This is a genomic window from Pseudomonas extremorientalis (assembly GCF_001870465.1).
Classification (GTDB): domain Bacteria; phylum Pseudomonadota; class Gammaproteobacteria; order Pseudomonadales; family Pseudomonadaceae; genus Aquipseudomonas; species Aquipseudomonas extremorientalis.
On sequence record NZ_MDGK01000062.1, the window covers coordinates 62,521 to 79,361 of the forward strand.

Annotated in this window: 18 protein-coding genes; 6 read left to right on the forward strand and 12 right to left on the reverse strand. The window is 61.3% G+C overall.

Going from position 1 to position 16,841, the window contains the following annotated elements; all coding sequences use genetic code 11:
* Positions 1 to 64 precede the first annotated feature (64 nt).
* Both leuC and leuD read left to right on the forward strand, forming a co-directional pair.
* The gene (gene leuC / locus BFN10_RS26955; RefSeq protein ID WP_071492275.1) at positions 65 to 1,483 is read left to right on the forward strand and encodes a 3-isopropylmalate dehydratase large subunit; all 1,419 of its coding nucleotides are present in this window, start codon (positions 65 to 67) and stop codon (positions 1,481 to 1,483) included.
* Positions 1,480 to 2,094: a 3-isopropylmalate dehydratase small subunit gene (gene leuD / locus BFN10_RS26960; protein ID WP_071492276.1), complete on the forward strand. Its 615-nt coding sequence runs from the start codon at positions 1,480 to 1,482 to the stop codon at positions 2,092 to 2,094. Before leuC ends, leuD begins: the two co-directional genes overlap by 4 nt.
* On the opposite strand, the gene BFN10_RS26965 is transcribed toward leuD, so the two are convergent.
* From BFN10_RS26965 to soxR, 4 genes are all read right to left on the reverse strand, one after another.
* The gene (locus BFN10_RS26965; protein ID WP_197678249.1) at positions 2,091 to 3,005 is read right to left on the reverse strand and encodes a LysR substrate-binding domain-containing protein; all 915 of its coding nucleotides are present in this window, start codon (positions 3,003 to 3,005) and stop codon (positions 2,091 to 2,093) included. The two genes, leuD and BFN10_RS26965, sit on opposite strands and share 4 nt — an antisense overlap.
* Before the next feature lie 167 nt (positions 3,006 to 3,172).
* Entirely contained in the window at positions 3,173 to 4,048 is an 876-nt protein-coding gene (locus BFN10_RS26970; RefSeq protein WP_071492278.1) for an alpha/beta fold hydrolase, read from the reverse strand.
* 126 nt (positions 4,049 to 4,174) lie between these two features.
* A complete protein-coding gene (locus BFN10_RS26975) occupies positions 4,175 to 4,633 on the reverse strand; it encodes a VOC family protein (RefSeq protein WP_071492279.1) in 459 nt (152 codons plus the stop codon).
* A 99-nt stretch (positions 4,634 to 4,732) separates the two neighbouring features.
* Positions 4,733 to 5,182 carry a redox-sensitive transcriptional activator SoxR gene (gene soxR / locus BFN10_RS26980; RefSeq protein WP_071492280.1) on the reverse strand — a complete coding sequence of 150 codons (450 nt, stop codon included), beginning with the start codon at positions 5,180 to 5,182 and terminating at the stop codon, positions 4,733 to 4,735.
* Between the two features lie 100 nt (positions 5,183 to 5,282).
* On the opposite strand from soxR, the gene BFN10_RS26985 reads away from it, so the two are divergent.
* Positions 5,283 to 5,648, forward strand: coding sequence for an antibiotic biosynthesis monooxygenase (locus BFN10_RS26985; RefSeq protein ID WP_071492281.1), 366 nt, complete (start codon positions 5,283 to 5,285; stop codon positions 5,646 to 5,648).
* Here BFN10_RS26985 and BFN10_RS26990 read toward each other — a convergent pair.
* From BFN10_RS26990 to msuE, 4 genes are read right to left on the reverse strand one after another with little or no spacing between them, the layout of a single operon-like run.
* A complete protein-coding gene (locus tag BFN10_RS26990) occupies positions 5,637 to 6,740 on the reverse strand; it encodes a sigma-54 interaction domain-containing protein (protein WP_071492282.1) in 1,104 nt (367 codons plus the stop codon). The genes BFN10_RS26985 and BFN10_RS26990 overlap by 12 nt on opposite strands.
* An 11-nt stretch (positions 6,741 to 6,751) precedes the next feature.
* A complete protein-coding gene (locus BFN10_RS26995; protein WP_071492283.1) occupies positions 6,752 to 7,939 on the reverse strand; it encodes an acyl-CoA dehydrogenase family protein in 1,188 nt (395 codons plus the stop codon).
* A gap of 19 nt (positions 7,940 to 7,958) precedes the next feature.
* Positions 7,959 to 9,098 carry an FMNH2-dependent alkanesulfonate monooxygenase gene (ssuD, locus tag BFN10_RS27000; protein ID WP_071492284.1) on the reverse strand — a complete coding sequence of 380 codons (1,140 nt, stop codon included), beginning with the start codon at positions 9,096 to 9,098 and terminating at the stop codon, positions 7,959 to 7,961.
* A 9-nt stretch (positions 9,099 to 9,107) separates the two neighbouring features.
* Complete coding sequence (gene msuE, locus BFN10_RS27005) at positions 9,108 to 9,671, reverse strand: FMN reductase (protein WP_058426944.1); 564 nt, start codon at positions 9,669 to 9,671, stop codon at positions 9,108 to 9,110.
* A gap of 399 nt (positions 9,672 to 10,070) precedes the next feature.
* On the opposite strand from msuE, the gene BFN10_RS27010 reads away from it, so the two are divergent.
* From BFN10_RS27010 to BFN10_RS27020, 3 genes are all read left to right on the forward strand, one after another.
* Positions 10,071 to 10,340 (forward strand): hypothetical protein, encoded by a 270-nt coding sequence (locus tag BFN10_RS27010; RefSeq protein WP_071492285.1) that lies wholly within the window; start codon positions 10,071 to 10,073, stop codon positions 10,338 to 10,340.
* A 233-nt stretch (positions 10,341 to 10,573) separates the two neighbouring features.
* Complete coding sequence (locus BFN10_RS27015) at positions 10,574 to 11,734, forward strand: cysteine desulfurase family protein (protein ID WP_071492286.1); 1,161 nt, start codon at positions 10,574 to 10,576, stop codon at positions 11,732 to 11,734.
* 49 nt (positions 11,735 to 11,783) lie between these two features.
* Complete coding sequence (locus BFN10_RS27020; protein WP_071492287.1) at positions 11,784 to 13,592, forward strand: aminopeptidase P family protein; 1,809 nt, start codon at positions 11,784 to 11,786, stop codon at positions 13,590 to 13,592.
* 46 nt (positions 13,593 to 13,638) lie between these two features.
* On the opposite strand, the gene BFN10_RS27025 is transcribed toward BFN10_RS27020, so the two are convergent.
* From BFN10_RS27025 to rhtA, 4 genes are all read right to left on the reverse strand, one after another.
* Positions 13,639 to 14,229, reverse strand: a complete 591-nt coding sequence (locus tag BFN10_RS27025) for a 2-hydroxychromene-2-carboxylate isomerase (RefSeq protein ID WP_071492288.1) — start codon at positions 14,227 to 14,229, stop codon at positions 13,639 to 13,641.
* 37 nt (positions 14,230 to 14,266) lie between these two features.
* Positions 14,267 to 14,998 (reverse strand): SDR family oxidoreductase, encoded by a 732-nt coding sequence (locus BFN10_RS27030; protein WP_071492289.1) that lies wholly within the window; start codon positions 14,996 to 14,998, stop codon positions 14,267 to 14,269.
* Between the two features lie 109 nt (positions 14,999 to 15,107).
* Positions 15,108 to 15,389: a hypothetical protein gene (locus tag BFN10_RS27035; RefSeq protein ID WP_058426920.1), complete on the reverse strand. Its 282-nt coding sequence runs from the start codon at positions 15,387 to 15,389 to the stop codon at positions 15,108 to 15,110.
* Positions 15,390 to 15,553: 164 nt separating this feature from the next.
* Positions 15,554 to 16,441 carry a threonine/homoserine exporter RhtA gene (gene rhtA / locus BFN10_RS27040; protein ID WP_071492290.1) on the reverse strand — a complete coding sequence of 296 codons (888 nt, stop codon included), beginning with the start codon at positions 16,439 to 16,441 and terminating at the stop codon, positions 15,554 to 15,556.
* Positions 16,442 to 16,841 lie beyond the last annotated feature (400 nt).

Sequence of the window (16,841 nt, forward strand, 5' to 3'; positions counted from 1 at the left end):
GGGGCGGCTGCGTAGGATGGGCGCATACCGTTGAGCGAGCGCCTACAAAAGTGAGCCCAGAAAAATGACTGCCCGAACCCTCTACGACAAACACATCGATTCCCACACGGTGTGCCCCCTGGATGACCAGGGCCATGTGCTGCTTTATATCGACCGCCAGGTGATCAACGAATACACCAGCCCCCAGGCCTTCAGCGGCTTGCGCGAGGCCGGGCGTAACGTGTGGCGCCCAGGCACGGCGCTGGCCGTGGTCGACCATGTAAACCCCACCACGCCCAAGCGCATCGCGGCAATGCCAGACGCAGGCGGGGCGCGGCAGGTGTCCTACCTGGCGGAGAACTGCCTGGACTTCGGCATCGAGCTGCTGGACATCCTCGACAAGCGCCAGGGCATCGAACACGTAATCGCCCCGGAGCAGGGCTTTATACTGCCAGGCATGGTGATCGCCGCCGGTGACAGCCACACCACCACTTACGGCGCCCTCGGTGCCTTCGGTTTCGGCATCGGCACCTCGGAGATCGAACACCTGCTGGCCTCTCAGACGTTGGTCTACAAGCGTCTGAAGACCCTGCGGGTCACGGTTGAGGGCGACCTGGCACCCGGCCTGACGTCCAAGGATGTGATCATGGCGCTGATCGGCAAGATCGGCGCTTCCGGTGCCACGGGCTATGCCATTGAGTTTCGTGGTTCCACCATCGATGCGCTGAGCGTCGAGGCGCGCATGACCATCTGCAACATGGCGGTGGAAGCGGGCGCGCGCGGCGCGTTCATGGCGCCGGACGAAAAAGTCTTCGCCTACCTCAAGGGCAAGCCGCGTGCGCCGAAAGGCGAGCTGTGGGACCAGGCGCTGGTGGGCTGGCGCCAACTGCACTCGGATGCCGATGCGGTGTTCGACCAGGAAGTGCACCTCGATGCCAGCACCCTGGAACCCATGGTTACCTGGGGCACCAGCCCCGACCAGGCCGCCCCCATCGGCGCCCGCGTGCCCGACCCGCAGGACGTCAGCGACCCGATCCTGCGCCAGGACATGCGCCGCGCCCTCAACTACATGGGCCTGGAAGCCGGTATGCCGTTGAGCGAGATCGTTATCAGCCATGCGTTCATCGGCTCCTGCACCAACGCCCGCATCGAAGACCTGCGCGACGCCGCCAGCGTGGTGCGCGGCAAGCGCGTCGCTGAACACGTGCGGGCGATGATCGTGCCGGGCTCCACCGAAGTGCGCGACCAGGCCGAAGCCGAAGGCCTTGCAGCGATTTTTATCGACGCCGGCTTTGAATGGCGTCAGTCGGGTTGCTCGATGTGCCTGGCGATGAACGACGATGTGCTCGCCCCCGGCGACCGCTGTGCGTCCAGCACCAACCGCAACTTCGAAGGCCGCCAGGGCGCGGGTGCACGCACTCACCTGATGAGCCCGGCGATGGTCGCCGCTGCTGCCATTACCGGCCGCCTCACTGATATCCGCCACTTTGGAGCGCACCCATGAGCCTGCAACCCTTCACCCTGGTCACCGGCAAGGCCGCGCCGATGCTGGCGGCCAACATCGATACCGATGTGATCATGCCCAAACAGTTTCTCAAGGGTATCGACCGCAGCGGCCTGGACCGCGGGCTGTTCTTCGACCTGCGTTTCTTGGCGTCCGGCGAGCCCAACCCCGAGTTCGTGCTGAACCAGCCGGCCTGGCAGGGTGCGAGGTTCATGGTGGTCGGGCCGAACTTCGGCTGCGGTTCCAGCCGAGAACACGCGGTATGGGGCTTGAAGCAGATGGGCATCCGCGCGCTGATCGGCAGCAGCTTCGCGGGGATTTTCTATGACAATTGCCAGCGCAACGGGGTGTTGTTGATCACCTTGGACGAGGCGGTGTTGCAGCAGCTGGGCAAGACCGTCAGCCAGGCGGACCAGGCGCAGATCAGTGTCGACCTTGAAGCCCAGCAGATCCATTTGGCGGATGGCCAGGTGATCCCGTTCCAGATCGATACCCTGCGCAAGACGGCGTTGTTGCTGGGCCTGGATGCCATCGGCAGCACCTTGCAGCGCAGTGCGGAGATCAAGGCCTTCGAACGCCGGCACCTGCAAGCCAACCCCTGGCTGAGCTAGATCGACAATCCCTTGAAATGCTCCTGCAAAAACTCCACGCAGGCCCGCAGCTTCCCGGAATACGCCAACCGTGTCGGGTACACCGCCCACACGTTGGCGCTCTGGGTATAACCGTGCAGTAGCTGCACGAGCTTGCCTTGCTCCAACAGCGGCTTCACATCCCACATCGAGCGCAGCAGCACCCCGCGCCCATCCAACGCCCACTGCAACACAATCTCGCCATTGTTCGACGACAGCGGCCCGCGTACGCGCACGCTTTCCTGGGTGCCGTCGCGCTCCAGGTTCCAGATGCCGAACGCGTTATCGCGCTCCTTGAGTATCAGGCAGTCGTGCTGCTCCAGGTCACTCAACTGTTGCGGTGTGCCGCGCCGCTCCAGGTAAGCCGGGGCGGCGCACAGCACGCGCCGGTTGCTCACCAGCCGACGGCCGATGTGCTGGCCGGGGATGTCGTCGCCCACGCGGATCTCCAGGTCGAAGCCTTCGCTGACGATATCCACCACGCGGTCGAACAGGTCCAGGCGGATTTCCAGGTCCGGGTACTGCTCGGCCAGCAACGACACGGCCGGGGCCACATGGTTGCGACCGAAACCGAAGCTGCTGCACACATGCAGGTGGCCACGCGGGCTGTCATGGGCGTCGGAGAGTTCATCGGACAGTTGCTGGAAATCTTCGAGGATGCGCACCGCCCAGCGCTGCACCCGTTCACCGTCTTCGGTCAGGGCAATGCGCCGGCTGGTGCGGTGCAACAGACGGGTGGCCAAGGTGGTTTCGAGAATTTGGATGCGTTTGCTGACATACGCCGGCGACAAGCCAAGCTCATCGGCCGCCGCAGCGAAACCGGCCTTGCGGATCACGGTCAGGAACACCCGCAGGTCTTCGGGTAGGGGCACGGTATCTTTCTTGTTAGTCATCACAAACAGGGCTGGCGGCATGAGCCGCCAGAATAGCACCGGTTGGGCAGACCTTTCGGCAGGCCCGGTTGCTTGCCGGTGGTGAACGCGATAGCAGCGAAGGCGCCGATCGGTGTCTCCCCGGCCGATAATGCCGACGATGCGGAAGAACCGGGTTACAGCGCTGCTCAGCGAAGGAAGGTCAGGACTTCGCCCAGCAGCAACTCAGGGGCTTCTTCGGCGATGTAATGGCCGGCCGGCAGGGCCTTGCCACGCACGTCGGTGGCGACTTTCTGCCATTCCTTGAGCGGCTCGAAGCAGCGCCCGACAGTGCCTTCGGCGCCCCACATCACCAGTAACGGCAGGTTCAGGTGATTGCCGGCGTCGATGTCCGCCTGGTCGTGCTCAAGGTCGATACCGGCGGCAGCCCGGTAGTCCTCGCAGATGCCCGTGGCGGCGCCCGGCAATTTCAGGCAACGCAGGTATTCGGCGAAGGCCTCATCGGTGAACGGCTTGAGTCCGGCGCTGCGACTGCCCATCACGCTACGCAGGTACAGCTCCGGGTTGCCCTCGATCAAGGCTTCCGGCAACGGCGCCGGACGGATCAGGAAGAACCAATGCCAGTAGGCACGGGCGAAGGCTTCGTTGGTCTGCGCGTACATCGACAGGGTCGGGGCAATGTCCAGCAGCACCAGGCGTTGCACGGCCGCCGGGTGGTCCAGGGCCAGGCGGTGGGCCACGCGGGCACCACGGTCGTGGGCCAGCACCGAGAACGTGTCAAGGCCCAGCGCCTGCATCAGTTCGACGTTGTCCCGGGCCATTTCCCGTTTCGAATAATGGGTGTGATGGTCATTGGCCGGTGGCTTGCTGCTGTCGCCATAGCCGCGCAGGTCGGCGGCCACCACGGTGAAGTGTTCAGCCAGTTGCTCGGCGACTTTGTGCCAGATGACGTGGGTTTGCGGATGCCCGTGCAACAGGAGCAGACCGGGACCTGTACCACCTTTGCGGTAGCTGATGTCCACGCCGTTGACGTGGCACTGGTCTTTCTGGAATCCGGCGAACATGGAGTGACTCCTCTTTGTAATTGCTTGCATCCTGGAATCACGCGGCATTCGGGGCAAGGGCAAAAACGTGGAGGGGGTGTTCATGAAGTGTGATGCAGGAGCGGGCTCGCTCGCTCCTGCAAAGGGTCAGCCTTGTTTGAACAGGGCCTTGGCACGTTCGCGAATCTGTGCTTCGGTCAGGTCTTCCTTGTGGGTGGCCAGGAACCACAGATGACCGAACGGATCCTTCACACTGGCGGAGCGGTCGCCATAGAACTGGTCCTTGGGCTCGGACACGACGCTGGCGCCAGCCGCAACGGCTTGCTTGAACTGCGCGTCGACATCGTTCACATACAGGTGCAAGCCGACACTGGTGTGTTCGGCCGGGTTGCGCAGGGCCATTTCTTCGCAGGGCGTGCCCAGCATGATGGCCGAATCGCCGATGCGCAGCTCGGCATGGCCGACTTTGCCATCGGGCATGTCCAGACGCATGACCTGGGTGGCGCCGAAGGCTTTTTTGTAGAACTCGATGGCTTCACTGGCTTTGTCGATGCCCATGTAAGGCGTGATGCTGGCGTAGCCCTCCGGAATAGGTTCAACGCTCATATCGCTCTCCTTGATTGTGGTTGTAGAGACACGGCCTCTTCACTATAGGCCACGTTCCGTGTGGCCTGTGGGCAGTCGACGAAGTGTTGGGGCCGCAGGTCATGCAGGGGGTGTCGGTTCCAGCAACTGTGCCCCCGGCCCGCGCTCACCAAGCTGGTCATCCTGATTGCGCAATGGACACGCCTCCATCGACAAACATCCGCAGCCAATACAGCCATTGAGCTTGTCGCGCAGCAGCGTCAGCTTATTGATGCGCTCATCCAGGTCTTGCCGCCACAGCGCCGACAAACGCTCCCAATCCTGGGCGTTGGGCGTGCGCCCCTCCGGCAATGTCTGCAAGGCTTCGCCAATCGTCGCCAGCGGAATGCCCAGGCGCTGGGCGATCTTGATCACCACCACGCGCCGCAGTACATCCCGGGGGTAACGCCGTTGATTACCGGCGTTGCGATTGCTCTTGATCAGCCCCTTGGTTTCGTAGAAGTGCAGCGCCGTGACCGCCACACCACTGCGGGCGGCCAGTTGGCCGACAGTGAGTTCCTTGTTGAGCATGAAAAACTCCAGATAAGTGCTTGACCTTGACTTAACTAGAGGTTTTACCCTGCATGGCATCGAATCGCAAGATTCTGCCTACAGAGGAAGGGGAGTGTTCATGCAGGTATCAGAGAAGAATCGCAGCTTCACTCAATTGATCGAGTTTCAGATCGAACCCCGGCAACAATCTGCCCTGGTGGCCGCCCTGACCCTTCAGAGCGAACGCCTGGCCCAGGGCCATGGCGGCTTTATCAATGCGAGTGTGCTGGTCAGCGATGACGGACGGCGGGTGCTCAATTACCTGCAATGGCACTCGCGTGAAGACGGCGAGGCGGCCTTCCAGTGTTTTGAGCATGGCGAGGAAGATTTCTGGACATTGATTCGCGCCCACCAGGCCACGGCCGTGACCTTTGGTTCGTTCCAGGTGCTGCGCAGTTTCGAACGCAGCCACGACAACGCGTTGCACTGCCGCCTAAATGGATAGGTGCAGCATGCGCTCGCCTTGCACGTTTTCTCCGGGCCGGCGCTTGTTCACCGCCAGCTCGCCGATCTTGATCAGGCGCGTACGTGTGACGTTGCGGCTCAGGCCGAGCAGGTTGGCGGTGTGCACCTGGTTGTAATGGCTGAAACGGTAGGCGGCCCGTAGCAGGGCATCTTCGACCTTTTCATGCAGGGCGCCGGCCTGTTCCTCGAACAGTTTCTGGAAGGCCCGCGCCAGCAATGCTTCGGCGCTGTTGTCGCTGCCGTGCTGGCTGTCGTCCTGGCGCTCGATGCGCATGTTGGACAGGCGCAGGTCGTCGCGCTCGATCACGCCGTTCCGGCAGATCAGCAGGGTGTGGTGGATTACGTTTTCCAACTCGCGGATGTTGCCCGGCCAACTGTAGCTTTTAAGCTTGTGCTCGGCCTCGCGGCTGATGGTGATGGGGCCATATCCCAGGCGCTGGCTGTAGGCTTCGATAAAGTGTCGGGTCAGTGGCAGGATATCGCCGGGGCGCTCGCGCAGCGGGCTGAGCTCCAGGCTGACCACGTCGAGGCGGTAATAGAGGTCTTCGCGGAAATGCCCGGCGTTGATGGCTTTTTCCAACTGCACGTTGGTTGCGGCCAAGACGCGCACATCAATCGGAATGCTCTTGCGCGAACCCAGGCGTACGACTTCCCGTTCCTGCAGGACCCGCAGCAGTTTGACCTGGATCGCCATCGGCAAATCGCCGATCTCATCGAGAAACAACGTGCCGCCGTCGGCCTCCTCGAACCAGCCGGCCTTGGCGCTGAGGGCGCCGGTGAAGGCGCCTTTTTCATGGCCGAACAGTTCGGCCTCCACCAGGGACTCGGAGAACGCCCCGCAGTTGACCGCCACGAACGGCCGGTTGCGCCGTGCGCTGAGGTTGTGGATGTGGCGTGCCACCAGCTCTTTACCGGTGCCGGTCTCGCCGATGATCAGCACGCTGGCTTCGCTGGGCGCCACTTGCTGGATGTGGTCGAGCAGCGCCTGGGATTTGGGGTCTTCGAAGACCTGGGCCGTGGCGCGGATCGAGGTCGCGAGGGCGGGCGAGGGCGGTAGGGTCAACAGCTGCATGGGCACCTCTCTTAGGAATAGAACGTTGGAATCGGCAGGGAGTGGTTCAGCGCCCAGTCCCCCAGTTCGTGGAGTTTGTAGTCCACCGGGTCGTGCAGGGTCTGGGTGCGCAGGTTGCGCCAGTGACGGTCCAGGCGCAGCGACGCGTGGGTGGAGCGCGCACCGGTGACTTCGAACAGGCGGCTGCACAGCTCAAGGCCCTGCTGGGTGGCGGCGACCTTGGCGGTGGCGATGGCAATGGCCAACTGGCCGCGTTCGGTTTCGCTGAGGTTCGGGCCTTTGGCCCAGGCCTGGTCGAGCAGGTCGGCAGCGCGCTCCACCAGCAGGCGCACGCCTTCCAGTGCGACCCAGAATTCGCCGTAGTGATGCAGTACGTAAGGGTCCCTGCGCACATCTTCGGCCGAGGATTTATGCCACGCGCGGGTTTCGGTGAGGGTGTAATTGCGCGCTTCCTCGAAGGCGCCTTCGGCAATGCCGAGAAACATGTGGGTGAACGTCAGCTGGGCGATCAACGGGCGCAGGCAGGCGAAGGGTGTGCTCAGCGGTCCCGGATCGAGCAGCAGCTCGGATTCTTCGACGCGCACCCGTTCGAAGCTGGCGCTGCCGCTGTCGGTCTGGCGCTGGCCGATATTGTTCCAATCATTGTGCAAGGTGATGCCGCTGCGCCCGCTGGGGATCGCCGCGATCAGCAGTTTGCCACCGGCGGATTCGTCCACCGCCGAAGCGATCAGCATCTCCGAGTCGCTGGCGCCGGAGCAGAAGCTCTTTTTGCCGGAGAACTCGCGCCAGCCGCCGAAATCCTTGACCACGGTGCGCGTGTCCAGCGGGTTGAGGGCGTTGCCCCAGAACCAGTTTTTGCGCGCGGTCTGTTCGAACCAGGGTTGCCATTGGTCCGGGCGCGAAAACAGGCGCACGGTGGCGAGCATCAGGTGGTGAAAACCGAAGACATGGGCGATGGAGCTGTCGACCTTGGCGAATTCACGCACGATACCCAGGGTGTCGCTCCAGCGTGCGCCGAGGCCACCGTACTGGGTGGGAATGCTCAGGGCCAGCAGGCCGCTCTGGCGCAGGGCGTCGCGTTCAGCCTTGGGGGTGCCGCCGCGTTCGTCACGTTCGACGGCGGTCAGGGCGAATTCGGCGGCCAGCAGTCTGGCGGTCTGCAAGGGGGACGGCAGGACGCTGTGGGGTTTGGCGGTCACACGGTGTTCCTCATTGATCTCAAGCTTTGGTCGGCAACACATCGTTGGCAATCATTTCGCCAAAGGGGCCCGTGAGGTTGGTGATGCCGTGGCCGGCAAGGCTGGCATAGGGTTCCGGTAGCAACGGGAACACCAGCTCGGCGAAGCGATAGGCTTCTTCCAAATGCGGGTAGCCGGAGAAAATGAAGCTCTCGATCCCCAGGTCCGCGTATTCCTTGATGCGTTCGGCCACTTGTTGCGGGTTGCCCACCAGCGCGGTGCCGGCCCCGCCTCGCACCAGGCCGACGCCGGCCCACAGGTTGGGGGCGATTTCCAGGTTGTCACGTCGCCCGTCGTGCAGGGCGGCCATGCGGCGTTGGCCTTCGGAATCAAAGCGCGAAAAGGATTTTTGCGCGGCGGCGATGGTTTCGTCGCTGATGTGCTCGATCAACTTGTCGGCGGCTTTCCAGGCGTCTTCTTCGGTCTCGCGCACGATCACATGCAGGCGGATGCCGAACTTCACGGTGCGCCCGTGGCGTGCGGCGCGCTCACGCACATCCGCGAGTTTTTCCGCAACGGCGGCGGGTGGTTCGCCCCAGGTCAGGTACACGTCCACCTGCTCGGCGGCGAGGTCGTGGGCGGCGTCGGAGGACCCACCGAAGTACAGCGGCGGGTAAGGCTTCTGCACCGGCGGGTAAAGGGCCTTGGCGTTCTGCACGCGCAGGTGCTTGCCTTCGAAATCCACCGATTCGCCCTGCAACACACGGCGCCAGATACGTAGGAATTCGTCGGAGACTTCGTAGCGTTCGGCGTGGTCGAGGAAACTGCCGTCGCCACGGTTTTCGTCGGGGTCGCCGCCGGTCACCACGTTGATCAGCAGGCGGCCATTGGACAGGCGATCGAGGGTCGCCGCCATGCGCGCCGAGACAGTCGGCGAAATGATGCCCGGACGAATCGCCACCAGGTAACGCAGGCGTTCGGTCAGCGGCACCAAGGCCGAGGCGATGACCCAGGAGTCTTCGCACGAGCGCCCGGTAGGAATCAGCACGCCGTGGTAGCCCAGGCTGTCAGCCGCCTGGGCGACCTGTTTCAGATAATTGAGGGTGACCGGCCGTGCACCTTGGGTGGTGCCCAGATAATGACCGTCGCCGTGCGTTGGCAGAAACCAGAAAACATCCATGACCAATCCTTAAGCGATTTTCAGCAGCGAGGGGGAGTGCGCGGCGAACAAAGGCGCTGCGCGTTCTGCCGCCAGTTGAATACGGGCTTTCAGTAATTCGCTGGTTATTTGGTAGTCGGTGAAGTCGGCCTCGGTGGCGTACACACCGATCGGCAGGGTCAGTGCCTGGAAGAAGCTGAACAGCGGACGCAGTTGGTGGTCGAGGACCAGCGCGTGGCGTTCGCTGCCGCCGGTTGCCGCCAGGAGCACGGGGGTGTTGATCAGCGCATTGAGGCCGACCAGGTCGAACAGGTGCTTGAGCAGGCCCGGGTAGGAACCGCGATAGACCGGCGCGGCGACGATCAGCAAGTCGGCCTGTTCGATGGCCAACAGTTGCGCTTCGACTTCTGCGGGCAGTTCATCACGGGACAGCGCACCGCCCAGCGGCCGGGCGATATCGCCCAGCTCGATCAGGGTGGCCTGGATCGGCAGCAAGGTAGCCAGCTCAGCCAGCACCGCCTGGGTCAACACCAGGGTACGGGACGGGCGCCAGGTTCCGCCGGAGAGGGCAACAACATTCAGGGGACGGGTCATGAACAGTTCCTTTTTCAACAGTGGTTCATAGCAGGTGGAGTGCAACCGCTTGAGCAAGAGCTGTACCAACGGGTGCAAGCCTTGATCGACGCGGGTTGCAGGCTCACTGCTGAAAAATGCCGGTGTTGGCTGCCTGGTGATTTGTTGATTGGCTGTTGCCAGGGCAACAGTTGCGTGGGCAACAGTGCCAGGGCGGTGTAGTCCCGTTATAGAGGGTTGTATTTATTCCGTAAATGAACGTATTTCCATATTTATAGATCATAAAGAAATATAAAGGCGCTGCTATCGGAGGTGCCTTCGCGGTTGATAGCAACTATCAAGGCAGGTGATTTTTCACCATTAAGGGGCGGGAGTAGCCTGTGTTCATTGACTCTAAACCTCCTTTGCAGGGCCACCACCATGAACCGATTCCTCGCTGTTTCCTTATTGATTGTCAGCTCAGTCCTTGCCGGATGTGCGACTCATCCTTCGCCTGAATTGCGTCCTTACACCGCAGAAGAAACCAAGCAGTTGGCCCTCGAAGCATTGAGCCGTCGTGGTTTGTCGTTTGACGAATATCAACAGCAGCGCGCCGCGCTGACCGGCCAGCCACAGAAACCCTTCGGCTTTGATAGCAAGGGCGAAATGAACGCCGAACGCAGCGTGACCCTGCATGGTCGTCCCAGTTGAACCCGCGCCCAGCGGCAAAAAGCCCGAGGTAATCCACAAGGATCCTCGGGCTTTTTGTTTGCCATGGAGCGACTTCAGCCTGTTAAGCTGAATTTCAGGAGCGTTCCTACGCACATTTACATAAAGTGGTCCTTCTTTAATGGCGTGTGATCGGTTAAACCTGACGACCTCTGTCCCGGTCCGTGCCCCTGAGACGCTGCTCTCGGGAACCTGCTCTGCGAGTTTCTAACGTCATGAATAAACGTCCGTTGTATTTCGACTATGCCGCCACCACCCCGGTGGACGAGCGGGTCATCCAGGTGATGGTCGAGTGTCTGGGCTTCAACGCCAATTTCGGTAACCCCGCGTCCAGTTCCCATGCGTTCGGCCAGGCGGCCCGGCAGACGGTCGAACAGGCGCGTCGTCAGGTGGCCGGGCTGGTCGGTGCCAACCCGGACCAAATCGTCTGGACCTCCGGCGCCACTGAATCCAACAACCTTGCGATCAAAGGCGTGGCCCAGGCGCGGGGCGTGGCGGGTGGGCATATCATTACCAGCCAGATCGAACACAAGGCCACCCTGGATACCGCGCGACAATTGCAGGAAGCCGGCGTGGCCGTGACCTACCTGGTGCCGGACGCCGATGGCTTGATCAGCGCCGATGCCGTCAGCGAAGCCTTGCGCGAGGACACCTTCCTGGTGTCGTTGATGCTGGTGAACAACGAGCTCGGCACCCTCAACGATATCCCTGCCATCGGTGCCCGCGTGCGTGAACACGGCGCGTTGTTGCATGTGGATGCGGCGCAAGGGGCGGGTAAGGTGGCGATCGATCTGGCGCAGTGGCCGGTGGATCTGATGTCGTTTTCCGCGCACAAACTCTATGGCCCCAAAGGTATCGGCGCTTTGTACGTCGGTCCGCGGGCGCAGCAGAAGGTCCTGGCGCAGATTCACGGTGGCGGCCACGAGGGCGGCTTGCGTTCCGGCACCCTGGCGACCCATCAGATTGCTGGCATGGGCACCGCGTTCGCCTTGGCGGCGGCGTCTTTCTCTGAAGAAAAGGCGGTGATTGTGGCTCTGCGCCAGCGCCTGCTCGACCAGTTGGAGTCGGTGGCCGGTGTGCGCCTCAATGGCAGCGCTACACAGCGTATTCCCCATACCCTGAGCCTCACGTTCAGTGAAGGCGAATTCAACGCCGCGGCGTTGAGCGCGGGGATCGCGTTTTCTGCGACCTCGGCCTGCAATTCGGCCAGCAATGCACCGTCCCATGTGCTGCTCGCCCTGGGCCATGATGCACGCAGCGCCAGCCGCACCATTCGCTTGAGCCTCGGCCGGTTTACCACCGAACAGGATATCGACCAGGCGGTGCAACTGATCAAGGCGGCCCTCGCCAGCGCACCGGCGTTCTGGGCGGTCTGATTCATTTATCGCGACACATAACAATTATTCGTGGTTAGCAGGAGACACAATGAGTACGCAGCCCTTGACCCATGGAACGGTTCCCCAGCGCCTGGCGCATACCCGTGAACTGATGAGCCGTGAGGGTATTCATGCCCTGCTGGTGCCGTCGGCCGACCCGCACTTGTCCGAGTACTTGCCGGGCTACTGGCAGGGGCGGCAATGGCTGTCGGGGTTTCATGGCTCGGTGGGAACGCTGATTGTCACTGCGGATTTCGCCGGTGTGTGGGCCGATAGCCGTTACTGGGAACAGGCGACCAAGGAACTCAAGGGCAGCGGCATCGAATTGGTGAAGCTGCAGCCGGGCCAACCCGGGCCGCTGGAGTGGCTGGCCGAGCAAACGCCGGAAGGTGGTGTGGTGGCGGTGGATGGTGCGGTCATGGCCGTGGCTTCGGCGCGTACCTTGGGCGGTAAGCTGGCGGAGCGCGGCGCGCGCTTGCGTACCGATATCGACCTGCTTGATGAAGTCTGGCATGACCGTCCGGCATTGCCGAACCAGCCGATCTATCAACACCTGCCACCGCAGGCTACTGTCAGCCGTATTGAAAAACTCGCTTCGCTGCGTGCTGCCTTGAAAGAGAAGGGCGCCGACTGGCATTTCATCGCGACCCTGGATGACATTGCCTGGCTGTTCAACCTGCGTGGTGGTGACGTTTCGTTCAACCCGGTGTTTGTTTCCTTTGCGTTGATCAATCAACACCAGGCCACGCTGTTTGTGGCACTGAGCAAAGTCGACGCCGAGTTGCGGGCTGTGCTGGAGCAGGATGGCGTGACGCTGCGCGACTACAGCGAAGTGGCGGATGCATTGCGCGCGGTGCCGGCGGGCGCCAGTCTGCAGGTCGACCCGGCGCGCGTTACCGCGGGTTTGCTGGAGAATCTCGATGCTGGCGTCAAGCTGGTCGAAGGCCTCAACCCGACCACATTGGCCAAGTCCCGCAAGAGCCTGGCCGACGCAGAACATATCCGCCAAGCCATGGAGCAGGATGGCGCAGCGCTGTGCGAGTTTTTCGCCTGGCTGGACAGTGCGCTGGGCCGTGAACGCATCACCGAGTTGACCATCGACGAACACCTGACCGCTGCACGCAGCCGCCGCCCTGGTTATGTGTCGTTGAGTTTCAACACCATTGCGGCCTACAACGCCAACGGCGCGATGCCGCATTACCACGCCACTGAAGAAGAGCACGCGCTGATCGAAGGCGATGGCCTGCTGCTGATCGATTCGGGTGGCCAGTATCTGGGCGGCACCACGGACATCACGCGGATGGTGCCGATCGGCACGCCGAGTGACGAGCAGAAGCGGGACTGCACCCGGGTGCTCAAGGGCGTGATTGCCTTGTCCCGTGCCCACTTTCCGAAAGGGATCCTGTCGCCGCTGCTGGATGCAATTGCCCGCGCGCCGATCTGGGCGGACGGCGTGGACTACGGCCACGGTACTGGCCACGGTGTAGGCTATTTCCTCAACGTGCATGAGGGCCCACAAGTGATTGCCTACCAGGCGGCTACGGCGCCGCAAACGGCGATGCAAGCGGGGATGATCACCTCTATTGAACCGGGTACTTACCGTCCGGGCCGTTGGGGCGTGCGTATCGAGAACCTGGTGTTGAACCGCGAAGCGGGCAAGACCGAGTTCGGTGAGTTTCTCAAGTTCGAAACCCTGACCTTGTGCCCGATCGACACGCGCTGCCTGGTGCCATCGTTGCTCACGGCAGACGAGCGTGAGTGGTTCAACGCTTACCACACTGAGGTGCGCACGCGTTTGAGCCCATTGCTCAGCGGTGCCGCGCTGGAGTGGTTGCAGGTACGCACTGCGGCTATCTGATTACCTGCTAGGCAGTAACGTGCCAGGGCGTTTTGGCCATCAAGCTCTAACTCAACGCTTCGCGCACAAATTCCAGACGGTCCTGACCGAAGAACAGCTGGTTGCCTACAAACATACTGGGGGCACCGAACACGCCGCGTTGAACGGCCTGTTCGGTGTTGTCCTTCAGGGCAGCCTTAACGGTTTCGTCATTGGCCAAATTCAGGATTTCATTGGCGGCAAACCCGTATTCAGTGAGTACGGCAGCCACGACGGCGGGGTCTCCCAGGTGACGGCCTTCGACCCAAAGGGCATGGAACAGGCAATCAACGAAGTCCAGGAAACGGTCAGGCTGGTGCAATTGGATGCCGGTGACCGCTCGCATCAACACCAGCGTATTGATGGGGAAGTGCGGGTTGAACCGGAGCGGTACGTTGTAGCGCCGGGCGTAACGCGCCAGGTCATCGAGCATGTAGCGACCCTTTGCAGGAACGGTGATTGGAGAGGCGTTACCGGTGGCCTTGAACACGCCGCCCAATAACATGGGTTTATACACAAGCTGTGTATCGGTTGCCGTGCACAATGCCGGTAGCTGGGTGTAGGCCAGGTAGGTGGCGGGGCTGCCCAGGTCAAAGAAGAATTCCAGGGTTTTACGCATGGTCGATGCTCGCTGCTTATTGTTATGGGGGGCGTGCTTACCAGGGTTCATTCCAGGGGCGCAGGTCCAGTTCAAAGGTCCAGGCATCGCGTGGCTGGCTGTGGAGGTGCCAATAGTTATCGGCGATATGCTCGGGGCTGAGGATGCCGTCCTGGTCTTTGAGTGCGTATTTCTTCGGGAAATTGTCGCGAATGAAGTCGGTGTCAATGGCGCCATCGATCACGACATGGGCGACATGGATGTTCCTGGGACCCAGTTCCCGCGCCATGCTTTGCGCGAGGGCCCGAATCCCGTGCTTGGCCCCGGCGAAGGCGGCAAAACCTGCGCCGCCGCGCAATCCGGCGGTGGCGCCGGTAAACAGGATGGTGCCTCGATTGCGCGTGACCATGCGCTTGGCCACTTCGCGTGCGTTCAGAAAGCCGGAGAAGCAGGCCATCTCCCAGATCTTGAAATACTTGCGCGCGGTTTCTTCCAGGATGCTGCACGGCACATTGGCGCCGATATTGAACACAAAGGCTTCAATCGGACCCAGCTCAGTTTCGATCTGTTCGATCAGCGCGATGACGTCTTCTTCTTTACGCGCATCACAGGTAAACCCGTGGGCTTCGCCGCCCACTGCGTTAATACTGTCCACCAGCGGCTGCAACTTATCGGCGCTGCGGCGGCTGACGCAGGCCACATAGCCTTCGCGGGCGAAGCGTCTGGCAATGGCGCCGCCGGTTGCATCACCGGCGCCCACTACCAATACGATTTTTTTGTTGTGTGTCATGGGAACTCCGTTGGCTCGATGGTCGAGCAGGAGTTTAGACGCCGTGTCGCGAAGGGCCGGATTTGTATCCGGGTTTGATAGGAGCAGTCAGAGATGACTGCTCATTCGATTACTTACAGATGACGATCATACTGCGGCTGGTGTAGCCAGCAGGGTTGAGGCCGAATGGGTAGTCCCCAGGTTCCTCAGAATTGTCACCGGACTTTGCGATTACTCGGTAGCCCTTGGCGCCACAGGAGTTGGTCGCACTGGTGTAGCACTGCTCCCAGGAAGAGGACAGGCCGGAACAGTTGATATGCAACCCTTTTTTGCCACGTTTCACTTCTGTCTTGGTGGTCGCGGCACAACCAGCAACGGCCATGACCATTAACAGTATTAAAATTCGCTTCATTCCTATCCTTAATAGCCGCCTTGCAACGCCAGAGGCCGGCTCTACTCGCTTTCGGGTGTAGCGTTCGCGCTGTCCTTGTCGAAATTCTCCATGAATGACATTCGTTTACGGCTTAAACATGGCCTAAATGTGCGGTAAATACCAGAGCTACATTCAAACAGACTTCAATCCGAGGCAACCAGTGGCTTTGGTTCGCTGCGCATCGTTACCGTGGCGCCTACGGAGGCCAAAATGATGCAAGTGATTGCCAGCCACTGGGCGAAGGACAAGTGCTCGTGCAGGAATAACAGGCCGGAGAGTGCGCCAAAAGCCGGCTCAATGCTCATAAGAGTGCCGAAGGTGCGGGCAGGGAGGCGCGTCAGTGCAACCATTTCCAAGGTGTAGGGCAGGGCGGTGGACAGAATGGCGACGCCGATGGCGATCGGGATCAGTGCGGGAGTCAGCAATGCGCTGCCTGCGTGGACGATGCCGATAGGTGCAACAAACAATGCGGCGATCATCACCCCAAGGGCGGCGGTCTGGACGCCGTTGTCATTCCCTGCTTTCTGACCATACAGAATGTAGAGTGCCCAGCAGACGCCTGCTCCCAGCGCGTAGGCTGCCCCCAGCAAGTCGATGCCGCTGCTGGCCTCGCCCATCGGGATCAACAAGAGAAGGCCGATGATGGCGAGGGCAATCCACAGGAAGTCGACTGCGCGCCGAGAGGCGTAAATGGCCACCGCGAGGGGGCCGGTGAATTCCAGGGCGACCGCAATCCCCAGGGGCACGCTGCGCAATGACATATAGAAGAGAAAGTTCATGCCACCCAACGCCATCCCGTAGACGATGACGGTGCGTAAGGACTTGGAGGTCAGCTTGGCGCGCCACGGGCGCAACAAAAGCAGCATGATCACGCTGGCGAAAATCAGGCGCAGTGCCGTTGTGCCTTGTGCGCCAACGACAGGGAACATGCTCTTGGCCAGCGAGGCGCCGGACTGGATAGAGGCCATGGCAATCAACAGCAGGCCGACAGGGAACAGTGTCGAGGCCAGGCTGCGAGGGGAGGTGGTCATTGGGGAATTCGTCCGAAGTCATATAAAAGAAGCAAGAGCGCTATGATGCTCAACTGTTTGGTGATGAGCAATATATTGCTCAATTATCCTTTTTGATGCGTTATACAGGACGGACTTTGAGTGTTTCAGACTCTTTGATAGAAAAACCAAATTAAGGGTTGACGGCAGATTCTGGAAGTCTATAATTCGCCCCACTTCCGGCGCAGTCGAAACGGAAAACTCCTTGGTAAACAAAGAGTTACGCGGAATTCGACAGCGACTTGCTTCAGTTCATCGAAGTCCAGGAGGAGTTGGTAGGGCAGTGTTGTCTGGCTCTATTAACGATTCGATCCTCTCGGTCGAAAGCGGAGAAAAAGAGGTGTTGACAGCAGCGTGTAACGCTGTAGAATTCGCCTCCCGC

Bases quoted from the DNA above. Each gene is read 5' to 3' on its own strand.
- BFN10_RS27020 (WP_071492287.1), top strand. From the start codon at position 11,784: ATGAGTACGCAGCCCTTGACCCATGGAACGGTTCCCCAGCGCCTGGCG.
- BFN10_RS26990 (WP_071492282.1), bottom strand. From the start codon at position 6,740: ATGCAGCTGTTGACCCTACCGCCCTCGCCCGCCCTCGCGACCTCGATC.
- leuC (WP_071492275.1), top strand. From the start codon at position 65: ATGACTGCCCGAACCCTCTACGACAAACACATCGATTCCCACACGGTG.
- BFN10_RS26985 (WP_071492281.1), top strand. From the start codon at position 5,283: ATGCAGGTATCAGAGAAGAATCGCAGCTTCACTCAATTGATCGAGTTT.
- BFN10_RS27030 (WP_071492289.1), bottom strand. From the start codon at position 14,998: ATGACACACAACAAAAAAATCGTATTGGTAGTGGGCGCCGGTGATGCA.
- leuD (WP_071492276.1), top strand. From the start codon at position 1,480: ATGAGCCTGCAACCCTTCACCCTGGTCACCGGCAAGGCCGCGCCGATG.
- BFN10_RS27025 (WP_071492288.1), bottom strand. From the start codon at position 14,229: ATGCGTAAAACCCTGGAATTCTTCTTTGACCTGGGCAGCCCCGCCACC.
- BFN10_RS26970 (WP_071492278.1), bottom strand. From the start codon at position 4,048: ATGTTCGCCGGATTCCAGAAAGACCAGTGCCACGTCAACGGCGTGGAC.
- BFN10_RS27010 (WP_071492285.1), top strand. From the start codon at position 10,071: ATGAACCGATTCCTCGCTGTTTCCTTATTGATTGTCAGCTCAGTCCTT.
- BFN10_RS26975 (WP_071492279.1), bottom strand. From the start codon at position 4,633: ATGAGCGTTGAACCTATTCCGGAGGGCTACGCCAGCATCACGCCTTAC.
- soxR (WP_071492280.1), bottom strand. From the start codon at position 5,182: ATGCTCAACAAGGAACTCACTGTCGGCCAACTGGCCGCCCGCAGTGGT.
- BFN10_RS27015 (WP_071492286.1), top strand. From the start codon at position 10,574: ATGAATAAACGTCCGTTGTATTTCGACTATGCCGCCACCACCCCGGTG.
- ssuD (WP_071492284.1), bottom strand. From the start codon at position 9,098: ATGGATGTTTTCTGGTTTCTGCCAACGCACGGCGACGGTCATTATCTG.
- rhtA (WP_071492290.1), bottom strand. From the start codon at position 16,441: ATGACCACCTCCCCTCGCAGCCTGGCCTCGACACTGTTCCCTGTCGGC.
- msuE (WP_058426944.1), bottom strand. From the start codon at position 9,671: ATGACCCGTCCCCTGAATGTTGTTGCCCTCTCCGGCGGAACCTGGCGC.
- BFN10_RS27035 (WP_058426920.1), bottom strand. From the start codon at position 15,389: ATGAAGCGAATTTTAATACTGTTAATGGTCATGGCCGTTGCTGGTTGT.
- BFN10_RS26965 (WP_197678249.1), bottom strand. From the start codon at position 3,005: ATGACTAACAAGAAAGATACCGTGCCCCTACCCGAAGACCTGCGGGTG.